Origin of the sequence: Pseudomonas sp. CCI4.2, assembly GCF_034350045.1 — a bacterium.
Taxonomy (GTDB): Bacteria; Pseudomonadota; Gammaproteobacteria; order Pseudomonadales; family Pseudomonadaceae; genus Aquipseudomonas.
Map to the genome: position 1 here is coordinate 5,150,845 of NZ_CP133781.1, position 17,243 is coordinate 5,168,087.

Sequence of the window (17,243 nt, forward strand, 5' to 3'; positions counted from 1 at the left end):
CTGTTAAACCGCCACGATACGAACGCTGGCGCCTTCACCCACGCCCAGTGCCTCGGCGGCTTCCAGACTCAGGCTGACCGGTTTGCCCGGCGCCCAGTCGAGCTCCAACAGCACCGCGCGGTAATCCTGCAATTGGCCGTTGGCGACCAGATATTGGCGCCCGCCTTTGCCGATATCAGCGGTTTTTACCGTATCGAGCTTCACCGGGACCAATCGGCTCTGAGCGATCGAGCGGATACCGGACACTCGCGCATGCAAGGTCGGGCCACCGTCGAAAATATCGATGTAATGGTCGGTCTCAAAACCTTCGCGCATCAGGATGTCGAAAGTGATCTGCGCACGCGGATGCACTTGACCCATGGACTCTTGCGCGGCGTCAGGCAGCAATGGCACGTATATCGGGTAATGCGGCATCAATTCAGCGAGAAAGGTCCGGCTTTTCAGGCCGCACAGACGCTCGGCCTCGGCGTAGTTCAGGTCGAAGAAGTTACGGCCGATGGCGTCCCAAAACGGCGAGTCGCCGTGCTCATCGCTGTAACCGACGATTTCGGTGACCACCGAGTCGGCAAAGCGCTCCGGATGACCGGCGACGAACAGCAGGCGCCCACGGGAATTGAGCTCAGACCAGTGGGTGCCGACCAATTCCGGGATCACATAAAAACTGGTGAGCAGGCTGTTGCCTGTCAGGTCGTGACATTGCGACAGCACGTGAATCTTGTTGTGAATCTTCAGTTCGCGAGACGCGTGAACAAAGGTCTCGTTACGAAAACTATAGAAGGGTTCGGAATAGCCCGCTGATGCGACAATCCCAGAACACCCCACCAGGCGCCCGGTGTCGCTGTCTTCGAGCACGAAGAAGTAGCTTTCTTCACCGTTGAAACTGACTTCAGCGGCGAACGACGCTTCCGAAGCCGCGATCTTGTCGGTCAAACGGTCAGCATCGTCCGGCAAGGAAGTGACACCAATCGGGCTGTCTGCGGCCAGACGCTGTACCTCGCCCAGATCAGCCATTTGCGCGGGGCGCATCACCAGCATGGTGTCACTCCTTACCAAAAATACAGGCCGGCATCGCCGACACAGAAAAAAAACCGACGCTGGCAATATGACCAACGCCGAGGGGTACCGCTTTAGAACAACAGCAACAACATATCAGCAGCCCTTCACGCCTGAGTCAGCTTGGCGATAGCGCGTTCAAAACGGTTCAAGCCTTCATCAATATCGACTTCAGTCACCACCAGGCTTGGCGCGAAACGGATCACATCTGGACCGGCTTGCAGGACCATCACGCCTTCTTTTTCGGCGGCATTGAAGATGTCTTTGGCTTTGCCTTTCCAGGCATCGCTGAGCACACACCCGATCAACAGGCCCAAGCCACGCACTTGGGTGAAGACGCCGTATTGCTTGCCGATCTGTTCCAGACGCGCTTGGAACCGCGCGCGTTTGGCGTGAACGCCCGACAGTGTTTCCGGGGTATTAACGATGTCGATCACCGCTTCAGCCACGGCGCAGGCCAGCGGGTTGCCGCCATAGGTTGTGCCGTGGGTGCCTACAGTCAGGTGATTGGCCAGTGTTTCGGTGGTCAGCATCGCGGCAATCGGGAACCCACCGCCCAAGCTTTTGGCGCTGGTGAGGATGTCTGGGATCACGTTGTAATGCATGTAGGCAAACAGCTCGCCGGAACGGCCCATGCCGGTCTGCACTTCGTCGAATATCAGCAGCGCCTTGTGCTTGTCGCACACATCCCGCGCGCCTTGCAAATAGGCCAATTCACCCGGAATAACACCGCTCTCGCCTTGTACCGGCTCTAGCACCACGGCGCAGGTCTTGTCGGAAATCGCCGCTTTCAGCGCGTCCAGGTCATTGAACGGAACATGGGTGATGCCGACGATTTTCGGACCGAAGCCATCGGAATATTTGGACTGACCGCCAACGTTCACGGTGAACAAGGTGCGACCGTGGAAGCTGTTGAGCGCGGCAATGATTTCGTATTTTTCCGGGCCGTACAGGTCATGAGAGACCCGACGCGCCAGCTTGAATGCAGCCTCGTTCGCCTCGGCACCTGAGTTACAGAAAAACGCACGCTCAGCAAAAGTGGCGTCGACCAGCTTCTTCGCCAGCCGCAGGGCAGGTTCGTTGGTAAATACGTTGGACACGTGCCACAGGGTATTGGCTTGCTCGGTCAGCGCACGGACCAATGCCGGGTGGGCATGGCCGAGCACGTTTACTGCGATGCCGCCGGCGAAATCCACCAATTCGCGACCCGATTGATCCCAGACGCGGGAACCCGCACCACGCACAGGGATAAAGCCCGCTGGCGAGTAGTTAGGGACCATTACCTGGTCAAAATCGGTGCGTTGCACCTGAGCATGCTCAACGGACATCGGAGTCTCCTGAAGAGGTACGTCTGCCTGAAACGGGCAAACGATGGGAGGATTGTAAGGACTGATGTGGGTCCGACCTTGCCGCCAAGCGACAACTTGTTACAGCGCAAAACCGTGTTTATCAGTGGCTTTCGGCAATGCGACATATAACGTCGGAAAAAGGCAGTTTAAACGTTTTCATGGTTTGAGCCGCAATCTACGGGTATCAACCTCGCTCAGACGGCACCGATGACAATTCAAACGGGCTGCTGCTGCGGCGCTGGTTACGGTCTTCTCGAGGGGTGGCGCCGAAGAAGTTACGGTAGGCGCTGGAGAAATGCGGCCCGGAGGAAAATCCGCAGGACAAACCGATCTGGATAATCGATTTACTGGTCTGCATCAGCATCTGCCGCGCCTTGTTCAAGCGCAGCTCCAGGTAGTACTGGCTTGGTACGCGATTGAGGTATTGCTTGAAAATCCGCTCCAGTTGCCGACGTGACACGCACACGTGCTGAGCGATTTCGTCGGTGGTCAGCGGCTCTTCGATATTGGCCTCCATCAGCAACACGGCCTGAGTCAGCTTCGGATGGCTGGACCCCAGACGATTTTGCAACGGAATCCGCTGGCGCTCGCCGCCCTCGCGAATGCGCTCCACCACCAATTCTTCCGACACCGCACCGGCCAGCTCGGCGCCATGGTCACGGGCCAAAACGGCCAACATCAGATCCAGCACCGACAACCCGCCGCAGGCGGTCAAACGGTCGCGGTCCCAATCGAATAAATGGCTGGTGGCGATCACCTTTGGAAAACGCTCGGCAAAATCGTCCTGCCAGCGCCAGTGCACCGCCGCACGGTAACCGTCGAGCAAACCGAGCTGGGCCAAGGGATAAACCCCGGCAGACAGCCCGCCGATCACACACCCGGCACGCACCAGTTGCTTGAGCGAGGCACTCAGTGCCGAGGTCATTGACGCCGGTGGCTCATCGGCCAGCAGAAACAACTTCTGACAGCCTTCCAGACGCCCCAGCCATGGTTCACCCGGCAATTGCCAGGCACCTTCCACGGGCGGTTCGGCCTGCAAAAACAGCAAGTCGTAAACCACTTCTGGGTGGACGCGCTGTGCAACACGCAAGGCTTCCTCGGCCAGTGCCAGCGTCAAGGCTTTGGTGCCGGGCCAGATGAGAAAACCAATTCGATGGGCAGTCATAGCGTGCAATCCGAAACGTATGGCGGTTGTGGGTCGAGCATCAGTGCGCTCGATCTTTATCGGTGGAACCAAGTCTTGCGGTGACGCGGAGCATGACGTGTTCTGGTGCGAAAGGCACAGTCAAAAATGTTTCGTTACTTCAAGCTGCCAGACAGAAACTGCTGAAGACGCTCTGACTGAGGGTTTATCAATACCTCACGAGGGTCGCCGCGCTCTTGGACCTGACCCTTGTGCAGAAAAATCAGCTGGTTCGAGACTTCACGGGCAAAGCCCATTTCGTGCGTGACCACCACCATGGTTCGCCCTTCCTGTGCCAGCGCTTGCATCACCTTCAGCACATCGCCAACCAACTCAGGGTCAAGCGCCGAGGTTGGCTCATCAAACAGCATGACCTCGGGCTCCATCGCCAACGCCCGTGCAATCGCTACGCGCTGTTGTTCGCCGCCGGACATATGCCCCGGATACGCATGCTTGCGGTGCGAAACGCCGACTTTGGACAGGTAATGCTCGGCCTTTTCCAGGGCGTCTTTTTTTGACATGCCCAGCACATGGATGGGCGCTTCGATAATGTTTTCCAAGGCTGTCATGTGTGACCACAAATTGAAGTGCTGGAACACCATCGATAACCGCGACCGCATACGTTGCAGCTGTTTCGGGTCAGCGGCTTTCAAGCCGCCCTCCTTGTTCGCCATCAATTTCAGCTCTTCGTTGTTCAGGACGATTTTGCCGGCATGGGGTTGTTCAAGCAGGTTGATGCAGCGCAAAAAAGTGCTTTTGCCCGAACCGCTGGAACCGATGATGCTGATCACATCGCCCGCCTTGGCCGTCAGGGTCACGCCCTTGAGCACTTCATGACTGCCGTAGCGTTTGTGCAGGTCGTGGACTTCTAGCTTGTTCATCGTTGGGTTCTCACAAAACAGTTCGCGGCGCTGGTCATGGTTCAAGCCTTGCGCGGGGCGAGATAGCCCAGCCAATGGCGCTCGGCCATTTTGAACAGTCGCACCAGAATGAAGGTCAGGCACAAGTAGAACGCGCCAGCGGTGATGTACGCCTCGAACGGTAAATAGAACTGGGCATTGACCGTGCGTGCCGCGCCAGTGATATCGATCAGGGTCACGATCGACGCCAGACTGGTGGTCTGCAGCATCATGATGACCTCGTTGCTGTACTGCGGCAGCGCCCGACGCAATGCCGACGGCAACAGAATCCGTCGGTACATTTTCGAGCGGGACATGCCCATGGCCCTGGCCGCCTCTATTTCCCCGGCCGGGGTCGATTTGAGGCTGCCTGCGATGATTTCAGCGGTGTAGGCGCTGGTATTGATCGCGAATGCCAGGCACGCGCAAAACGTCGCGCTCGACAAAAATGGCCAGAGAAAACTGTCGCGCACGGCTTGGAATTGGGCCAGACCGTAATAAATCAAAAACAACTGCACCAGCATCGGCGTGCCGCGAATCACATAGGTGTAGAGCCAAGCGGGCAGATTGACCCAAGGGTTTTTCGACACCCGCATCAACCCCAGCGGCAACGCCGCCAGCAGGCCGAACACCAGGGAAATCCCCAGTAATTTGAGGGTAATCAGCAAACCACCAAGGTACAGCGGCAGGCTTTCCCAGACGACGTTGTAATCGAAGATCATAAGTCAGCCTCCCTAACGCCTACTGAGTAGCGTTTTTCGAGGTAGCGCAGCACCAGCAACGACACACTGGTAATCACCAAGTACATCCCCGCCACGGCTAGATAAAAGGTGAACGGCTGTCGAGTCGCATCTGCCGCCTGCTTGGCTTTGAACATCATGTCTTGCAGGCCGACCACCGAAATTAGCGCCGTGGCCTTGGTCAGCACCAACCAGTTATTGGTGAACCCAGGAATTGCCAAACGAATCATCTGCGGCACCAGAATCCTGAAAAACACCTTGAAACCGCTCATTCCATAGGCCATACCCGCTTCCGCCTGGCCCTTGGGTATCGCCATGAACGCACCGCGAAAGGTTTCTGACAGGTACGCACCGAAGATGAACCCCAAGGTGCCAACACCGGCCGCCAACGGGTTCAAATCAATGTAATCGTCGAAGCCTAAGAGCGGTGCGACACGGTTCAGCAGGTCCTGGCCGCCATAGAAAATCAGCAGGATCAGCACCAGATCGGGGATCCCGCGAATCACCGTGGAATACAGATCACCCAAGCCGGCAAGCCAACGTACTGGCGACAACCGCAACGACACCCCAACCAGTCCGAGAACGATCGCCAAGGCCATGGACGACAAAGCGAGTTGCAGCGTGAGCCATGCGCCATCGAGGATGACAGCCCCGTAGCCGTTCAACATGATTCAGGTCCTCCAAGCACGACAATGAACAACGGCGCAGGCCAACAAGTCTCTGCTGGCAGCACCGCCACAAGCGTTATTCGCCGTAAATATCGAAGTTGAAGTATTTGTCCTGAATCTGTTTGTATTTGCCATTAGCACGAATGGCAACGATGGCCGCGTTGATCTTGTCCAGATCAGCCTTGTCACCCTTGCGTACAGCGATACCAATGCCATCGCCGAAATATTTTGTGTCGGTGAAGGCCGGACCGGCGAAGGCATAACCTTTGCCTGCATCGGTGTTGAGGAAGCCGTCTTGCAATAGGGTGGCGTCAGCCAAGGTGCCATCGAGGCGACCGGCAGCAACGTCCAGGTAAATTTCGTTCTGTGAGCCGTACGGTACGATTTCAGCGCCTAAAGGCTTCAGGACTTCCTGAGCGAAACGGTCGTGAATCGACCCGCGTTGCACGCCGATTTTCTTGCCTTTGAGTTCGGTCAGATCGGCGCTGATTACCGTGCCGTCTTTCATGACCAATCGGGCTGGGGTGTTGTAGTACTTATTGCTGAAATCGACCGATTTCTTGCGGTCTTCGGTGATGGACATCGAGGACAGGATGGCGTCGATCTTGCGCACTTTCAGCGCCGGAATCAGGCCATCGAACTCTTGCTCGAACCACGTGCACTTGACCTTCATTTCCTCACACAGCGCGTTGCCAATGTCGTAGTCGAAACCCACGATGCTGCCGTCCGCAGCTTTGGATGCAAACGGAGGGTACGCCGCTTCGATGCCAATTTTCATCGGTTTTTCATCCGCAAATACGGGCTGCACCAACACAGACAACGCCATAGCGCCGAGAAGCATGAATTTTTTCATTATTAGAGCTCCATCGGCGTGAACCGACATAGGACAGCGGTGAGCCACAGGCTCAATAGGCAAAGGAAAACGAGGGCAGCAACGTCTGGGCCGAATGAGGGGCATTCTAACGAGAGGTCCAAAGTCGATATTTCTTCAATGCGACAACTAGTTACAAATGCACTGAAAAAGCGGATTTGGAATATTGACAGTGTTGGAAAATCGTGGGGAGCGAAAAGGAATTTAACCGTTTATACCAGCAAAGAACGCGCCGCTTATTCAGATAAGGCTCTATATCAATGGTTACAATGCTTGGCGAGATTTTGGAGGTCAGTATTTCAAGTTAAATCGCTTCCTAAGACCCCGAAGAAATGATTGGCGGTTACACATTCGGTTACCCGTAAACGTCTGAGTAACGTCGATAAATATCCTGTAGGGGATGCCGTCCCCTCCTCGACGCCGCGCGGTCTTGCTGAATGACCGCGTGGCGCCATTCCCGAATAAATTCGGTCCCACAGATAAACCGCGACCCCTGCAGGACTGAACTTATTCGGGAAGCGTAATAGCTGACACCCCCACTAATCGCCTCGCCAACAAGTTGGTATCTAAAGGGAAAGTGGTCTGGAGCAGGGGCGATAGGTCCGAAGGACCTTCGCCAAAACAAAAACGCCCCGCTCGGCAGCACCGGGCGGGGCGTTTTTTTAACTGCCTGGACTCAGGCGTTCATGGTCTTGTGCGTTTCGATCAGGTGTTGCACTACGCCTGGGTCTGCCAGGGTGGATATATCACCCAAGGAACCGTATTCGCCGGTGGCAATCTTGCGCAGAATGCGGCGCATGATTTTGCCCGAACGGGTTTTCGGCAGCCCCGGTGCCCACTGGATAAAGTCCGGTGAAGCAATCGGACCGATTTCCTTACGCACCCAATTTCTCAATTCCAGGCGCAGCGCCTCACTTGGCTCTTCGCCACCGTTCAGGGTGACGTAGACATAAATGCCCTGCCCTTTAAGGTCGTGTGGCACACCCACAACAGCGGCTTCGGCCACTTTAGGGTGAGCAACCATGGCGCTTTCGATTTCGGCGGTGCCCATGCGGTGCCCGGAAACGTTAAGCACGTCATCCACACGCCCGGTGATCCAGTAATAGCCGTCCTCGTCGCGGCGGGCGCCGTCACCGGTGAAGTACATGCCACGGAAGGTTTTGAAATACGTATCGACGAAGCGGTCATGGTCGCCGAACAACGTACGTGCCTGACCTGGCCACGAATCGAGAATCACCAGATTGCCTTCAGCCGCGCCTTCAATCAGGTTGCCCAAATTATCAACAAGCGCCGGCACGACGCCGAAGAACGGCCGTGTCGCCGAGCCTGGTTTAAGCGCTGTCGCCCCCGGCAGTGGGCTGATCAACACCCCCCCCGTCTCGGTTTGCCACCAAGTATCGACAATCGGGCAGCGCTCTTTGCCGACGGTCTTGTAGTACCAGTTCCAGGCTTCCGGGTTGATCGGCTCACCGACCGAACCCAACAGGCGCAGGCTTGAACCGTCCGCACCCTCAACCGCTTTGCTGCCTTCGGCCATCATGGCGCGAATGGCGGTCGGTGCGGTGTAGAGGATATTGACTTTGTGCTTGTCGATAATCTTCGACACGCGGGTAATGTCCGGGTAATTGGGCACGCCTTCAAACAGCAGGGTCGTAGCACCGTTGGCCAGCGGGCCATAAACGATATAGCTGTGGCCGGTGATCCAACCTACGTCAGCGGTGCACCAGTAGACTTCGCCTGGACGGTAATCGAACACACGTTCGTGGGTCATGGCCGCATAGACCAAGTAACCGCCCGTGGTGTGCTGCACGCCCTTCGGCTTACCGGTGGAGCCCGAGGTGTAAAGAATGAACAGTGCTTCTTCGGCGCCCATTTCTTTCGGCGCGCAATGGCTCGACGCAACCCTCATCAGGTCTTCGTACCAGATGTCACGGTGTTGGTGCCAAGCGATATCGCCGCCGGTGCGTTTGCACACGATGATCTTCTGAACGCTGGCGGTTTCCGGGTTGGTCAACGCCAGATCGACGTTGCTTTTCAGTGCCGTGCGCTTGCCACCGCGCAAACCTTCGTCAGCGGTGATCACGATTTTCGATTTGCAGTCGATGATGCGACCGGCGAGTGCTTCTGGGGAAAAGCCACCGAAGACCACCGAGTGAATAGCGCCGATCCGGGTACACGCCAGCATGGCGACCACAGCTTCGGGAATCATCGGCATATAGATAGTCACCACGTCGCCGCGGTGCACATCCTGGCCACGCAGGGCGTTAGCGAACTTGCAGACTTCTTCGTGCAGCTCGCGATAAGTGATGTCGCGGTGTTCGGAAGGATCGTCGCCTTCCCAGATGATTGCGATCTGATCGCCGCGCTCGGCCAAATGACGATCAAGACAGTTGTAGGAGACGTTCAGGGTGCCGTCAGCGAACCATTTGATGTCGACATGGTGATCGTCGAAAGAGGTTTGCTTGACTAGGGTGAAGGGGGTGATCCAATCAAGACGCTGGGCTTGCTCGCGCCAGAAGCCATCGGGATTGACCACCGACTGCTGGTACATGGCCTTATAGGTCGCCTCGTCGGTCAGCGTTGTCGCTAAAACCTCGGGACGAACAGGATATAGGGAAGCCGCACTCATCTTTGGTACCTCGGTGGACAGTTGTTTTTATATGGGCCCAGTTGTATCGCGTCCGCCCCCGGTAAAGCCATTCGACGATGGTCTTACCGGATTTGGACCACACACTATCCTACGCCCTCTGCCGGTTCGCAACAGCGCGGCCACAACCCGTGTTATCGGCTTCGACGGGGCAGCCAGTCACCCGATACGATCGTTTTCGGGGATTGTTGCAAATTTGATCAATAGCTTTATCAGAACCCCTCGTATATGAAGTGCCGCGACACGCATAGAATCAATCTCGCCAACCGGCAACTGATTAACATGTAACGCCCCCACAAAGGCTTGTTAATCCACTTGTACACTTCGTGACATGCCTGGCTTCACAAGGGTCAGGTTTCCCTCACGCTTAATATAGGAAGTTTAGTGATGAAAGCTGCACTGTTAGTTCTGGCCATGAGTGGTTTTTGCGCATCAGCCTTTGCCGCCGAAGCACCTGACGCAACAGCAAGTTCGAACCTTCCTGTTGAACAATACACTTACGCCAGCCACCTGGACGTTGCGAAAGTTATTTCCATGAGCCCTGCTTCGGATGCTTGCCAAGTAGTGCCAGCGCGTATGGACTACCTCGACTCTGCCGGTAAAGAGCACGTCGTTGAATACCGCGCCATGGGTAACGGTTGCATGGAAGGTTGATTGTACCTGCAGCATCGCTAACCAAACGCCTCGTGGGAGTCATCCCAACGGGGCGTAGTTTTGTCTACGCGTAAGAAATAACTATTAACCGGCGACTTAATACCCACAGACTCCACATTCTGGGTATCACTGCGCGCCTGTTTTCTATGCCGCCCTGTTTATCAAAAACAGCACATTAACTTAATCGTGTTCATCTTCACGCCCAGCCTTCTCGGCGCTCAGTTGATAACCGCGTAACTTGTTCGCAATAGTGGTGTGGGAGACTCCCAACCGCTTGCCTAATTGCCGACTGCTCGGGTGTTGCGCATACAGTTGCTCCAACACCGCCTTTTCAAAACGCCCAACAATGTCATCCAAACCGCCCTCCAGTGAAAAGTCTCCCAATGGCTGGCGTGCGCCGTAGTCGGGAAGCCGGATGTGTTCGGCTTTAACCATACCGCCTTCGCACAGGGACACCGCCTGAAACAGCGCATTTTCCAGTTGGCGTACGTTGCCGGGCCAATGGTAATGACTCAAACGCTCCATCGCCGCTGGTGACATTTTCGGTAGCGGACAGCCTATTTGACGACTGGCCTGATCGAGGAAGTGATTCACCAGCGGTGTTAGACCGTCCAGGCATTCGCGCAGCGGTGGAATGTGCAGCGACAACACGTTGAGCCGGTGATAAAGGTCCTGACGAAACTCACCCTTGGCGCACAGTTCAGACAGGTCGACTTGGGTGGCGCAAATCACCCGCACGTCCAGGTGCATCTCCTCATCGCTGCCCACCCGACGAAAACAGCCATCCTGCAAAAAACGCAGCAGCTTCACTTGCAAACGCGGGCTCATTTCGCCCACACCGTCCAGGAACAAGGTGCCGCCCGCCGTCAGCTCAAGCAAACCGAGCTTGCCCTCAGCCCGCGCGCCTTCGAATGCGCCGGGGCCGTAACCGAACAATTCGGTCTCGGCCATGGATTCCGGCAGTCCGGCGCAATTAAGCGCCATCAACGGTGATTGCCCACGCGGACTGGCCAAGTGGCAAGCGCGCGCCAGCAGCTCTTTACCGGTGCCGGTTTCGCCCTCAATCAACAACGGCGCATCCAATGGCGCCATGCGCCGTGCTTCACGGACCACGGCGGCCATGACTTTTGAGCTTTGGAAAATACTGTCGAAACCGCGCATTTCCTGCTTGCGCACGTGGTAAATCCGCTCGCCCACGCGGTCCGCCCGGTGCAAGGTCAACACCGCGCCCGCCATGGCTTCGCTGTCATCGTGCTGGGATTGTAACGGTGCAATGTCCGCCAGAAACACATCGCCCCGAACCTTGACCCGTAACCCGTTGATCCTGGATTTGTTGGCCCGAACCAGCGCCGGCAAGTCGAAATCTTCGGTGTAACGCGACAGCGCAATGCCCGGTACCTCGTCGACCCGCACACCCAGCAATTGCGCCGCTGCCCGATTGGCCGCAACGATGGAGCCGCCCATGTCGATGGACAACACCGGAAACTCCAAGGCGCCGAGCAGCGCGTTAAGTTCCATGTGTCGACGTTCGCTGGGCATCAATCCGACACGCTTGACCCCGAACACACCGGTGATGGCTTCGAATTTAGGGCGCAGGGTTTGGAACTGGAGATTGATCAGGTTCGGACAAAGTAAATAAATCGCGTCGCCGCGCTCACCGCCGACTTCACCTAGGGCAACGTTGACGCCGTACTCCACCAACAAATTAAGGATGTCGCGGAGAATGCCGATGCGGTTTTGGCAGTGCACTTTGATGCGCATAATCGGTTTGATCCTGAAAAACGGTCTTTTTTATTTTTCGGCTGTTTTAGTCGTCAAGATTATGTGACAGCCGCCGGGCAATTCCCATCACCTGCGCCCCGTCTTTTCGGAACACATAGGCATTAACGTAAACCTTTCGTTACGGCTAGCTGTTTTATTACGGTTATTCCCGCTGTTTCCCCGCATTCGGGTGCCATCAAATGCGTTATCTCTAAGGTCATACCTAACAAGAAGCTTCCCCCGAGGAGAACAGCATGACGCAGACCTCGTACGTGGCCCGCGAGCCCGACGTGAATGGCTTTATCGACTACCCACCTGCCGAGCATGCAGTGTGGAACACCTTGATCACGCGGCAACTCAAGGTGATAGAAGGCCACGCCTGCCAGGAGTATTTCGACGGTATCGAACAGCTGGGTTTGCCCCATGACCGCATTCCGCAATTGGCCGAGGTCAATAAGGTGCTGGGCGCCACCACGGGCTGGCAGGTCGTTCGCGTTCCAGCATTGATCCCCTTCCAAAAGTTCTTCGAATTACTGGCTAACAAACAATTTCCGGTGGCGACCTTTATTCGCAGTCAGCAAGAGTTGGATTACCTGCAAGAACCCGACATCTTCCATGAGGTGTTTGGCCATTGCCCGCTGCTGACCAACCCGTGGTTTGCTGAATTCACCCACACCTATGGCAAGCTGGGTTTGAGCGCGAGCAAGGAACAGCGTGTCTATCTGGCGCGCCTGTACTGGATGACCATCGAGTTCGGGTTGGTGGACACGCCCCAGGGTCGGCGAATTTACGGTGGTGGGATTCTGTCCTCACCCAAAGAAACGGTTTACAGCCTGTCCTCCGCGCCGGAACATCAGGCGTTCGACGCTCTGGAAGCGATGCGCACGCCGTACCGAATCGATATTTTGCAGCCGCTGTATTTTGTCCTGCCAAGCTTGAAGCGGCTGTTCGACCTCGCCCACGAAGACATCATGGGCCTGGTTCGACAGGGTATGCAGCTCGGGTTGCACGCCCCGAAATTCCCACCAAAAATCAAAGCTGCCTGATCAGGAATCTTTTTATGAGCACCCTCAACCAAGCCCACTGCGAAGCCTGCCACGCCAACGCGCCACAGGTCAGCGACGAAGAATTGCCTGTTCTGATCAAGCAGATCCCGGATTGGAACATCGAAGTACGCGATGCCGTGATGCAGCTGGAAAAGGTCTTCGTGTTCAAGAATTTCAAGTTCGCGCTTGCGTTCACCAACGCGGTCGGCGAAATTGCCGAAGCCGAGGGTCATCACCCTGGCTTGCTCACCGAATGGGGCAAAGTAACCGTGACGTGGTGGAGCCACTCGATCAAAGGGCTGCACCGCAACGATTTCATTATGGCCGCCCGCACTGACGAAGTGGCCAAAGGTGCCGAGGGCCGCAAGTAATGCATTTCAACGATATCCAGCGAGTACCAGGCGATCCGATTCTGGGGTTGATCGAGGCGTACGCGACTGATACGAACCCGAACAAATTCGACCTTGGCGTGGGCGTCTATAAAGACGCTGCGGGCCTGACGCCGATTCTGCGCTCGGTCAAACTGGCCGAGCAGCGTCTGGTGGATCAGCAAACCACCAAGACTTATATCGGTGGCCACGGCCAGTCGAATTTCGGCACCCTCATCAGCGAACTGGTGCTGGGCAAGGACTCACCCCTGTTCGCGCAGAAGCGGGTCGGCGCAACGCAAACGCCAGGCGGTACCGGCGCCTTGCGTCTGTGTGCGGATTTCATCGCCCGTTGTCTGCCGGGGCGCGGTATCTGGTTGAGCGATCCGACCTGGCCGATTCACGAATCCATCTTTAGCGCAGCCGGGCTCAATGTCAGTCATTACCCGTACGTGGGCAGCGACAACCGCTTGAACGTCGAGGCAATGCTTGCCACGTTAAATCAGGTGCCACGTGGCGATGTGGTACTGCTGCACGCCTGCTGCCATAACCCGACAGGTTTTGATCTGTCCCAAGACGATTGGCGGCAAGTGCTGGAGATTGTGCGCCGCCGCGATCTGCTGCCGTTGATTGATTTCGCCTACCAAGGCTTCGGCGACGGCCTGGAGCAGGATGCATGGTCGGTGCGACTGTTTGCCGACGCATTGCCGCAATTGCTGATTACCAGCTCGTGCTCAAAGAACTTTGGCCTGTACCGCGAGCGCACCGGCGCATTGATCGTGTGCACCGACACCGCTGAAAAGCTCTTGGATGTGCGCAGTCAGTTGTCGTCCACCGCGCGCAATTTGTGGTCGAATCCGCCGGACCATGGCGCCGCCATCGTTGCTGAAATCCTCGGCGACCCTGAGCTGAAAAGCCTGTGGATGGATGAGGTGGAAGAGATGCGCGCGCGCATTGCGCAGCTCCGTGCAGGTCTGGTCGAGGCTCTGACACCGCTGGGCTTGGGCGAACGTTTTGCGCACATTGGCGTGCAACGCGGGATGTTTTCCTACACCGGACTGAACGACGCTCAGGTGGCCAGATTGCGTTATGAACACAGCGTGTATTTGGTCAGCGCTGGACGCGCCAACATTGCCGGCATCGATGCCTCGCGCCTCGACCTGTTGGCCCAGGCAATCGCCGACGTCTGTCACGACTGACAGGATTTTCCTATCGTTGTCATCAATCGCGCCCTTCCTGGGCGCGATTGCGTTGTGCCACCCAAGCAGCCTGTCGCTAAATGGCAAAAGAGTGGCAGATAAAGTCTGATTGTCATTTCCAGTGCTGTATCCTGCCCAAGCTTTACATAAGCACGGATCTTTCCAGCACCTTCAATCAGATCTTGCGCGGAGCGACGACGATGCATGAAATACCGAACTTCCCTTACCCAAGCCTTCACGAACCACAGCAATCCCCCAAGGCCCAACAAGCACCCGGCCGACAAGCCGAGTTGAAAGCCAATCCGGTCAAAGCTAAAGATAGCCAACGCGCTAAAAGCCGAGACTGACGGCAGTTATTCAGACCGTATGCCAAACCAGTGTTTTGCGCCTGTTTGCATACGGTCTGTTATGCCTCCTGCCCCCCCCCGCATTCGTGCATCGCTCTGAACAACACAAGTGAGCAGTGAAATGGCTAACCTTTCCGACCCCACCGCCCGCGTCGTGATGGAAACCACTGAAAGAATGGTCGAAATATGGTCCCGCCTCAGCACCGAAAAACAGACGGCTTTACTCCAGCGCTTCGGCACCAAAGAAACCGCGCTCGCCGCACTGGTCACGACCCAACTGCTTAACCCTGCCAAACGCTGATCTGTTTTTTGCCTTTGGCAAAACAGTCCGCTAGATTTTTCCGTATTTTTTCTAAGCCAATCTCCAGCGATGTCTCAACCGCCGCTATGATAAGCAGCCTTGATCGCGCCTAAAGCTGAAACGTTTCTTCTGCAACGCGTTGCGCGCCACCATTTCCTGCTAAAACGTGGATTTTTACCCATGCCAGACTCCTCGCCCGCCGCCGCAGAACGACCGATGGCGGTCACCCTGCAGGTTGTTTCCATTGTCTTGTTCACCTTTATCGGCTACCTGAACATTGGTATCCCGTTGGCGGTCCTGCCGAGCTATGTCCACACCGATCTGGGTTTTGGCGCCGTGGCTGCCGGACTGGTGATCAGCGTCCAATACCTGGCGACACTGCTCAGCCGCCCGTATGCCGGCCGGATCATCGACAACCGTGGCAGCAAAAAAGCCGTGATCTACGGTTTAGCGGGGTGTGGGCTCAGCGGTGTGTTCATGCTGGTGTCCGCTTGGCTGCACAACGCGCCGATGCTCAGCTTGATCTGTTTGTTCATCGGTCGACTGGTGTTAGGCAGCGCTGAAAGCTTGGTGGGCTCCGGCTCCATTGGCTGGGGGATCGGCAAGGTTGGCGCGCTTAATACGGCCAAAGTGATCTCTTGGAACGGCATCGCCAGCTACGGCGCGCTAGCGATTGGCGCACCGCTTGGGGTGTTGTTGGTCCAGGAGTTTGGCTTATGGAGCATGGGATTCAGCATTATCCTGCTCGCGGCTCTGGGCCTGAAACTGGCCTGGAACAAGGAGCCAGCACCCATCGTGATGGGTGAACGTTTGCCGTTTATGCACGTGCTGGGTCGCGTGCTGCCCCATGGCACTGGGTTGGCATTGGGTTCGATTGGCTTCGGCACCATAGCCACGTTCATCACGTTGTATTACGCCAGCCACAGTTGGCCGAATGCAGTGTTGTGTTTGAGCCTGTTTGGCGCCTGCTTCATCGGTGCGCGCTTGCTGTTCGGGAAATTCATCAACCGCCTCGGTGGCTTCCGCGTGGCGATTGCTTGCCTATCCGTCGAAACGCTGGGCTTGGTGCTGTTATGGGTCGCACCCACACCGTCGCTGGCCTTGGCCGGCGCGGCACTCACCGGTTTCGGATTTTCCTTGGTGTTTCCGGCATTGGGGGTAGAGGCCGTGAACCTGGTACCGGCCTCCAGCCGGGGTGCAGCAGTGGGTGCGTACTCGCTGTTCATCGACCTGTCACTGGGCATCACCGGCCCGGTCGCCGGAGCCATCGCCTCGGGCTTCGGCTTTGCTTCAATCTTCCTCTTCGCCGCCTTGGCGGCGCTGACCGGATTAATCCTCAGCGTTTACCTGTACCGCCAGGCGGTACATCTACGGGATTACAAGCCGTAGCGAGCCAACGTGTTAGCTCCTACAGTGTGCGCGTTTTGCCGAGTGCAAGCAGATGAGTTCGCTTTAGACACATCAGGGCGGATTAGATAAGACCGAGCTTGACTATCAAACCCAACCCTAGCACTACCAATATCGGAATCCAGCCGGCCCAATGCAATATGATCAGATTGCGCTTGAGATCGGCCGGAAATTTTTTTAAATCTTCGGCGCTAGCCCCACCGTCCCGTAGGTATAGGTGAGGTACGATCATTAGGGCTGTAATTATTCCTAATACATGCAGTTTTCCCTTCAGACCTGCATGGATTAAGAAAGATCGGGTTGTGAGAGTTTTACAGTTCTTTAACGACTCTAACATTTGATCCATTTTGGTGGCGACCAGGTACAGCGCAACGCCAAGAAATACGAATATTCCACCGAAACCAATCAGGCCAATATAGAGAAATGTATGCTCACCAGCCGTTAGACTCATTTATTTTTCTCGTAAATAAACTCACCTAACTTCTCACCGGCGGGCCCTGCTAGAGCACCTGCTGCGAAAGATCCTACTCCGACTACTACAATTCCGCATACAAGCGTACCGACTCCAACAGTGGGCAGACCGATGGCTGCACAGATAACACCCGTTGCAACACCACTGCCAGCACCGACGGCAGCCCCGGTAAATACCGTCCCTAAAAAAATCCCGCCTTCGGTATATTTCACCTTTTTACACGCCCCAGTATTTCCCGCGGCGGACACATGTTGAACCTTCATGTACGAGGTGCCACC

General features: G+C 56.3%; 18 protein-coding genes. 7 read left to right on the forward strand and 11 right to left on the reverse strand.

What is annotated here, in order from left to right:
- Positions 1 to 3: 3 nt before the first annotated feature.
- From aruF to acs, 8 genes are all read right to left on the reverse strand, one after another.
- A complete protein-coding gene (gene aruF / locus RHM65_RS23415) occupies positions 4 to 1,035 on the reverse strand; it encodes an arginine/ornithine succinyltransferase subunit alpha (RefSeq protein WP_322168326.1) in 1,032 nt (343 codons plus the stop codon).
- A 125-nt stretch (positions 1,036 to 1,160) separates the two neighbouring features.
- Positions 1,161 to 2,381, reverse strand: coding sequence for an aspartate aminotransferase family protein (locus tag RHM65_RS23420; protein ID WP_322168324.1), 1,221 nt, complete (start codon positions 2,379 to 2,381; stop codon positions 1,161 to 1,163).
- Between the two features lie 205 nt (positions 2,382 to 2,586).
- Entirely contained in the window at positions 2,587 to 3,567 is a 981-nt protein-coding gene (gene argR, locus RHM65_RS23425; RefSeq protein WP_322168322.1) for a transcriptional regulator ArgR, read from the reverse strand.
- 134 nt (positions 3,568 to 3,701) lie between these two features.
- A complete protein-coding gene (locus RHM65_RS23430) occupies positions 3,702 to 4,466 on the reverse strand; it encodes an ABC transporter ATP-binding protein (RefSeq protein ID WP_322168320.1) in 765 nt (254 codons plus the stop codon).
- Between the two features lie 41 nt (positions 4,467 to 4,507).
- Positions 4,508 to 5,206 (reverse strand): ABC transporter permease, encoded by a 699-nt coding sequence (locus RHM65_RS23435; RefSeq protein WP_322168318.1) that lies wholly within the window; start codon positions 5,204 to 5,206, stop codon positions 4,508 to 4,510.
- Positions 5,203 to 5,892, reverse strand: coding sequence for an ABC transporter permease (locus RHM65_RS23440; RefSeq protein WP_322168316.1), 690 nt, complete (start codon positions 5,890 to 5,892; stop codon positions 5,203 to 5,205). The genes RHM65_RS23435 and RHM65_RS23440 overlap by 4 nt, the downstream gene beginning before the upstream one ends.
- 76 nt (positions 5,893 to 5,968) lie before the next feature.
- A complete protein-coding gene (locus tag RHM65_RS23445; RefSeq protein WP_322168314.1) occupies positions 5,969 to 6,745 on the reverse strand; it encodes an ABC transporter substrate-binding protein in 777 nt (258 codons plus the stop codon).
- 694 nt (positions 6,746 to 7,439) lie between these two features.
- Positions 7,440 to 9,392 (reverse strand): acetate--CoA ligase, encoded by a 1,953-nt coding sequence (gene acs, locus RHM65_RS23450; RefSeq protein WP_322168312.1) that lies wholly within the window; start codon positions 9,390 to 9,392, stop codon positions 7,440 to 7,442.
- A gap of 405 nt (positions 9,393 to 9,797) precedes the next feature.
- Between acs and RHM65_RS23455 the strand changes: the two genes are divergently transcribed.
- Positions 9,798 to 10,064: a DUF2790 domain-containing protein gene (locus tag RHM65_RS23455; protein ID WP_322168310.1), complete on the forward strand. Its 267-nt coding sequence runs from the start codon at positions 9,798 to 9,800 to the stop codon at positions 10,062 to 10,064.
- Positions 10,065 to 10,244: 180 nt separating this feature from the next.
- On the opposite strand, the gene RHM65_RS23460 is transcribed toward RHM65_RS23455, so the two are convergent.
- Entirely contained in the window at positions 10,245 to 11,825 is a 1,581-nt protein-coding gene (locus RHM65_RS23460; protein WP_322168308.1) for a sigma-54-dependent transcriptional regulator, read from the reverse strand.
- 254 nt (positions 11,826 to 12,079) lie between these two features.
- On the opposite strand from RHM65_RS23460, the gene phhA reads away from it, so the two are divergent.
- The 6 genes from phhA to RHM65_RS23490 all read left to right on the forward strand — a co-directional run bounded on the left by phhA (position 12,080) and on the right by RHM65_RS23490 (position 16,475).
- Entirely contained in the window at positions 12,080 to 12,871 is a 792-nt protein-coding gene (phhA, locus tag RHM65_RS23465; protein ID WP_322168306.1) for a phenylalanine 4-monooxygenase, read from the forward strand.
- Positions 12,872 to 12,885: 14 nt separating this feature from the next.
- Positions 12,886 to 13,242 (forward strand): 4a-hydroxytetrahydrobiopterin dehydratase, encoded by a 357-nt coding sequence (locus RHM65_RS23470; protein ID WP_322168304.1) that lies wholly within the window; start codon positions 12,886 to 12,888, stop codon positions 13,240 to 13,242.
- A complete protein-coding gene (locus tag RHM65_RS23475; protein WP_322168302.1) occupies positions 13,242 to 14,438 on the forward strand; it encodes an amino acid aminotransferase in 1,197 nt (398 codons plus the stop codon). The genes RHM65_RS23470 and RHM65_RS23475 overlap by 1 nt, the downstream gene beginning before the upstream one ends.
- 200 nt (positions 14,439 to 14,638) lie before the next feature.
- Positions 14,639 to 14,785: a hypothetical protein gene (locus tag RHM65_RS23480; RefSeq protein ID WP_322168300.1), complete on the forward strand. Its 147-nt coding sequence runs from the start codon at positions 14,639 to 14,641 to the stop codon at positions 14,783 to 14,785.
- A 121-nt stretch (positions 14,786 to 14,906) separates the two neighbouring features.
- Positions 14,907 to 15,086 carry a hypothetical protein gene (locus tag RHM65_RS23485; RefSeq protein ID WP_322168298.1) on the forward strand — a complete coding sequence of 60 codons (180 nt, stop codon included), beginning with the start codon at positions 14,907 to 14,909 and terminating at the stop codon, positions 15,084 to 15,086.
- A 180-nt stretch (positions 15,087 to 15,266) separates the two neighbouring features.
- Positions 15,267 to 16,475, forward strand: coding sequence for an MFS transporter (locus RHM65_RS23490; RefSeq protein WP_322168296.1), 1,209 nt, complete (start codon positions 15,267 to 15,269; stop codon positions 16,473 to 16,475).
- An 82-nt stretch (positions 16,476 to 16,557) separates the two neighbouring features.
- Here RHM65_RS23490 and RHM65_RS23495 read toward each other — a convergent pair whose 3' ends face one another.
- Positions 16,558 to 16,944 carry a hypothetical protein gene (locus tag RHM65_RS23495; protein ID WP_322168294.1) on the reverse strand — a complete coding sequence of 129 codons (387 nt, stop codon included), beginning with the start codon at positions 16,942 to 16,944 and terminating at the stop codon, positions 16,558 to 16,560.
- Complete coding sequence (locus RHM65_RS23500) at positions 16,941 to 17,228, reverse strand: hypothetical protein (RefSeq protein WP_322168292.1); 288 nt, start codon at positions 17,226 to 17,228, stop codon at positions 16,941 to 16,943. The genes RHM65_RS23495 and RHM65_RS23500 overlap by 4 nt, the downstream gene beginning before the upstream one ends.
- Positions 17,229 to 17,243: the final 15 nt, after the last annotated feature.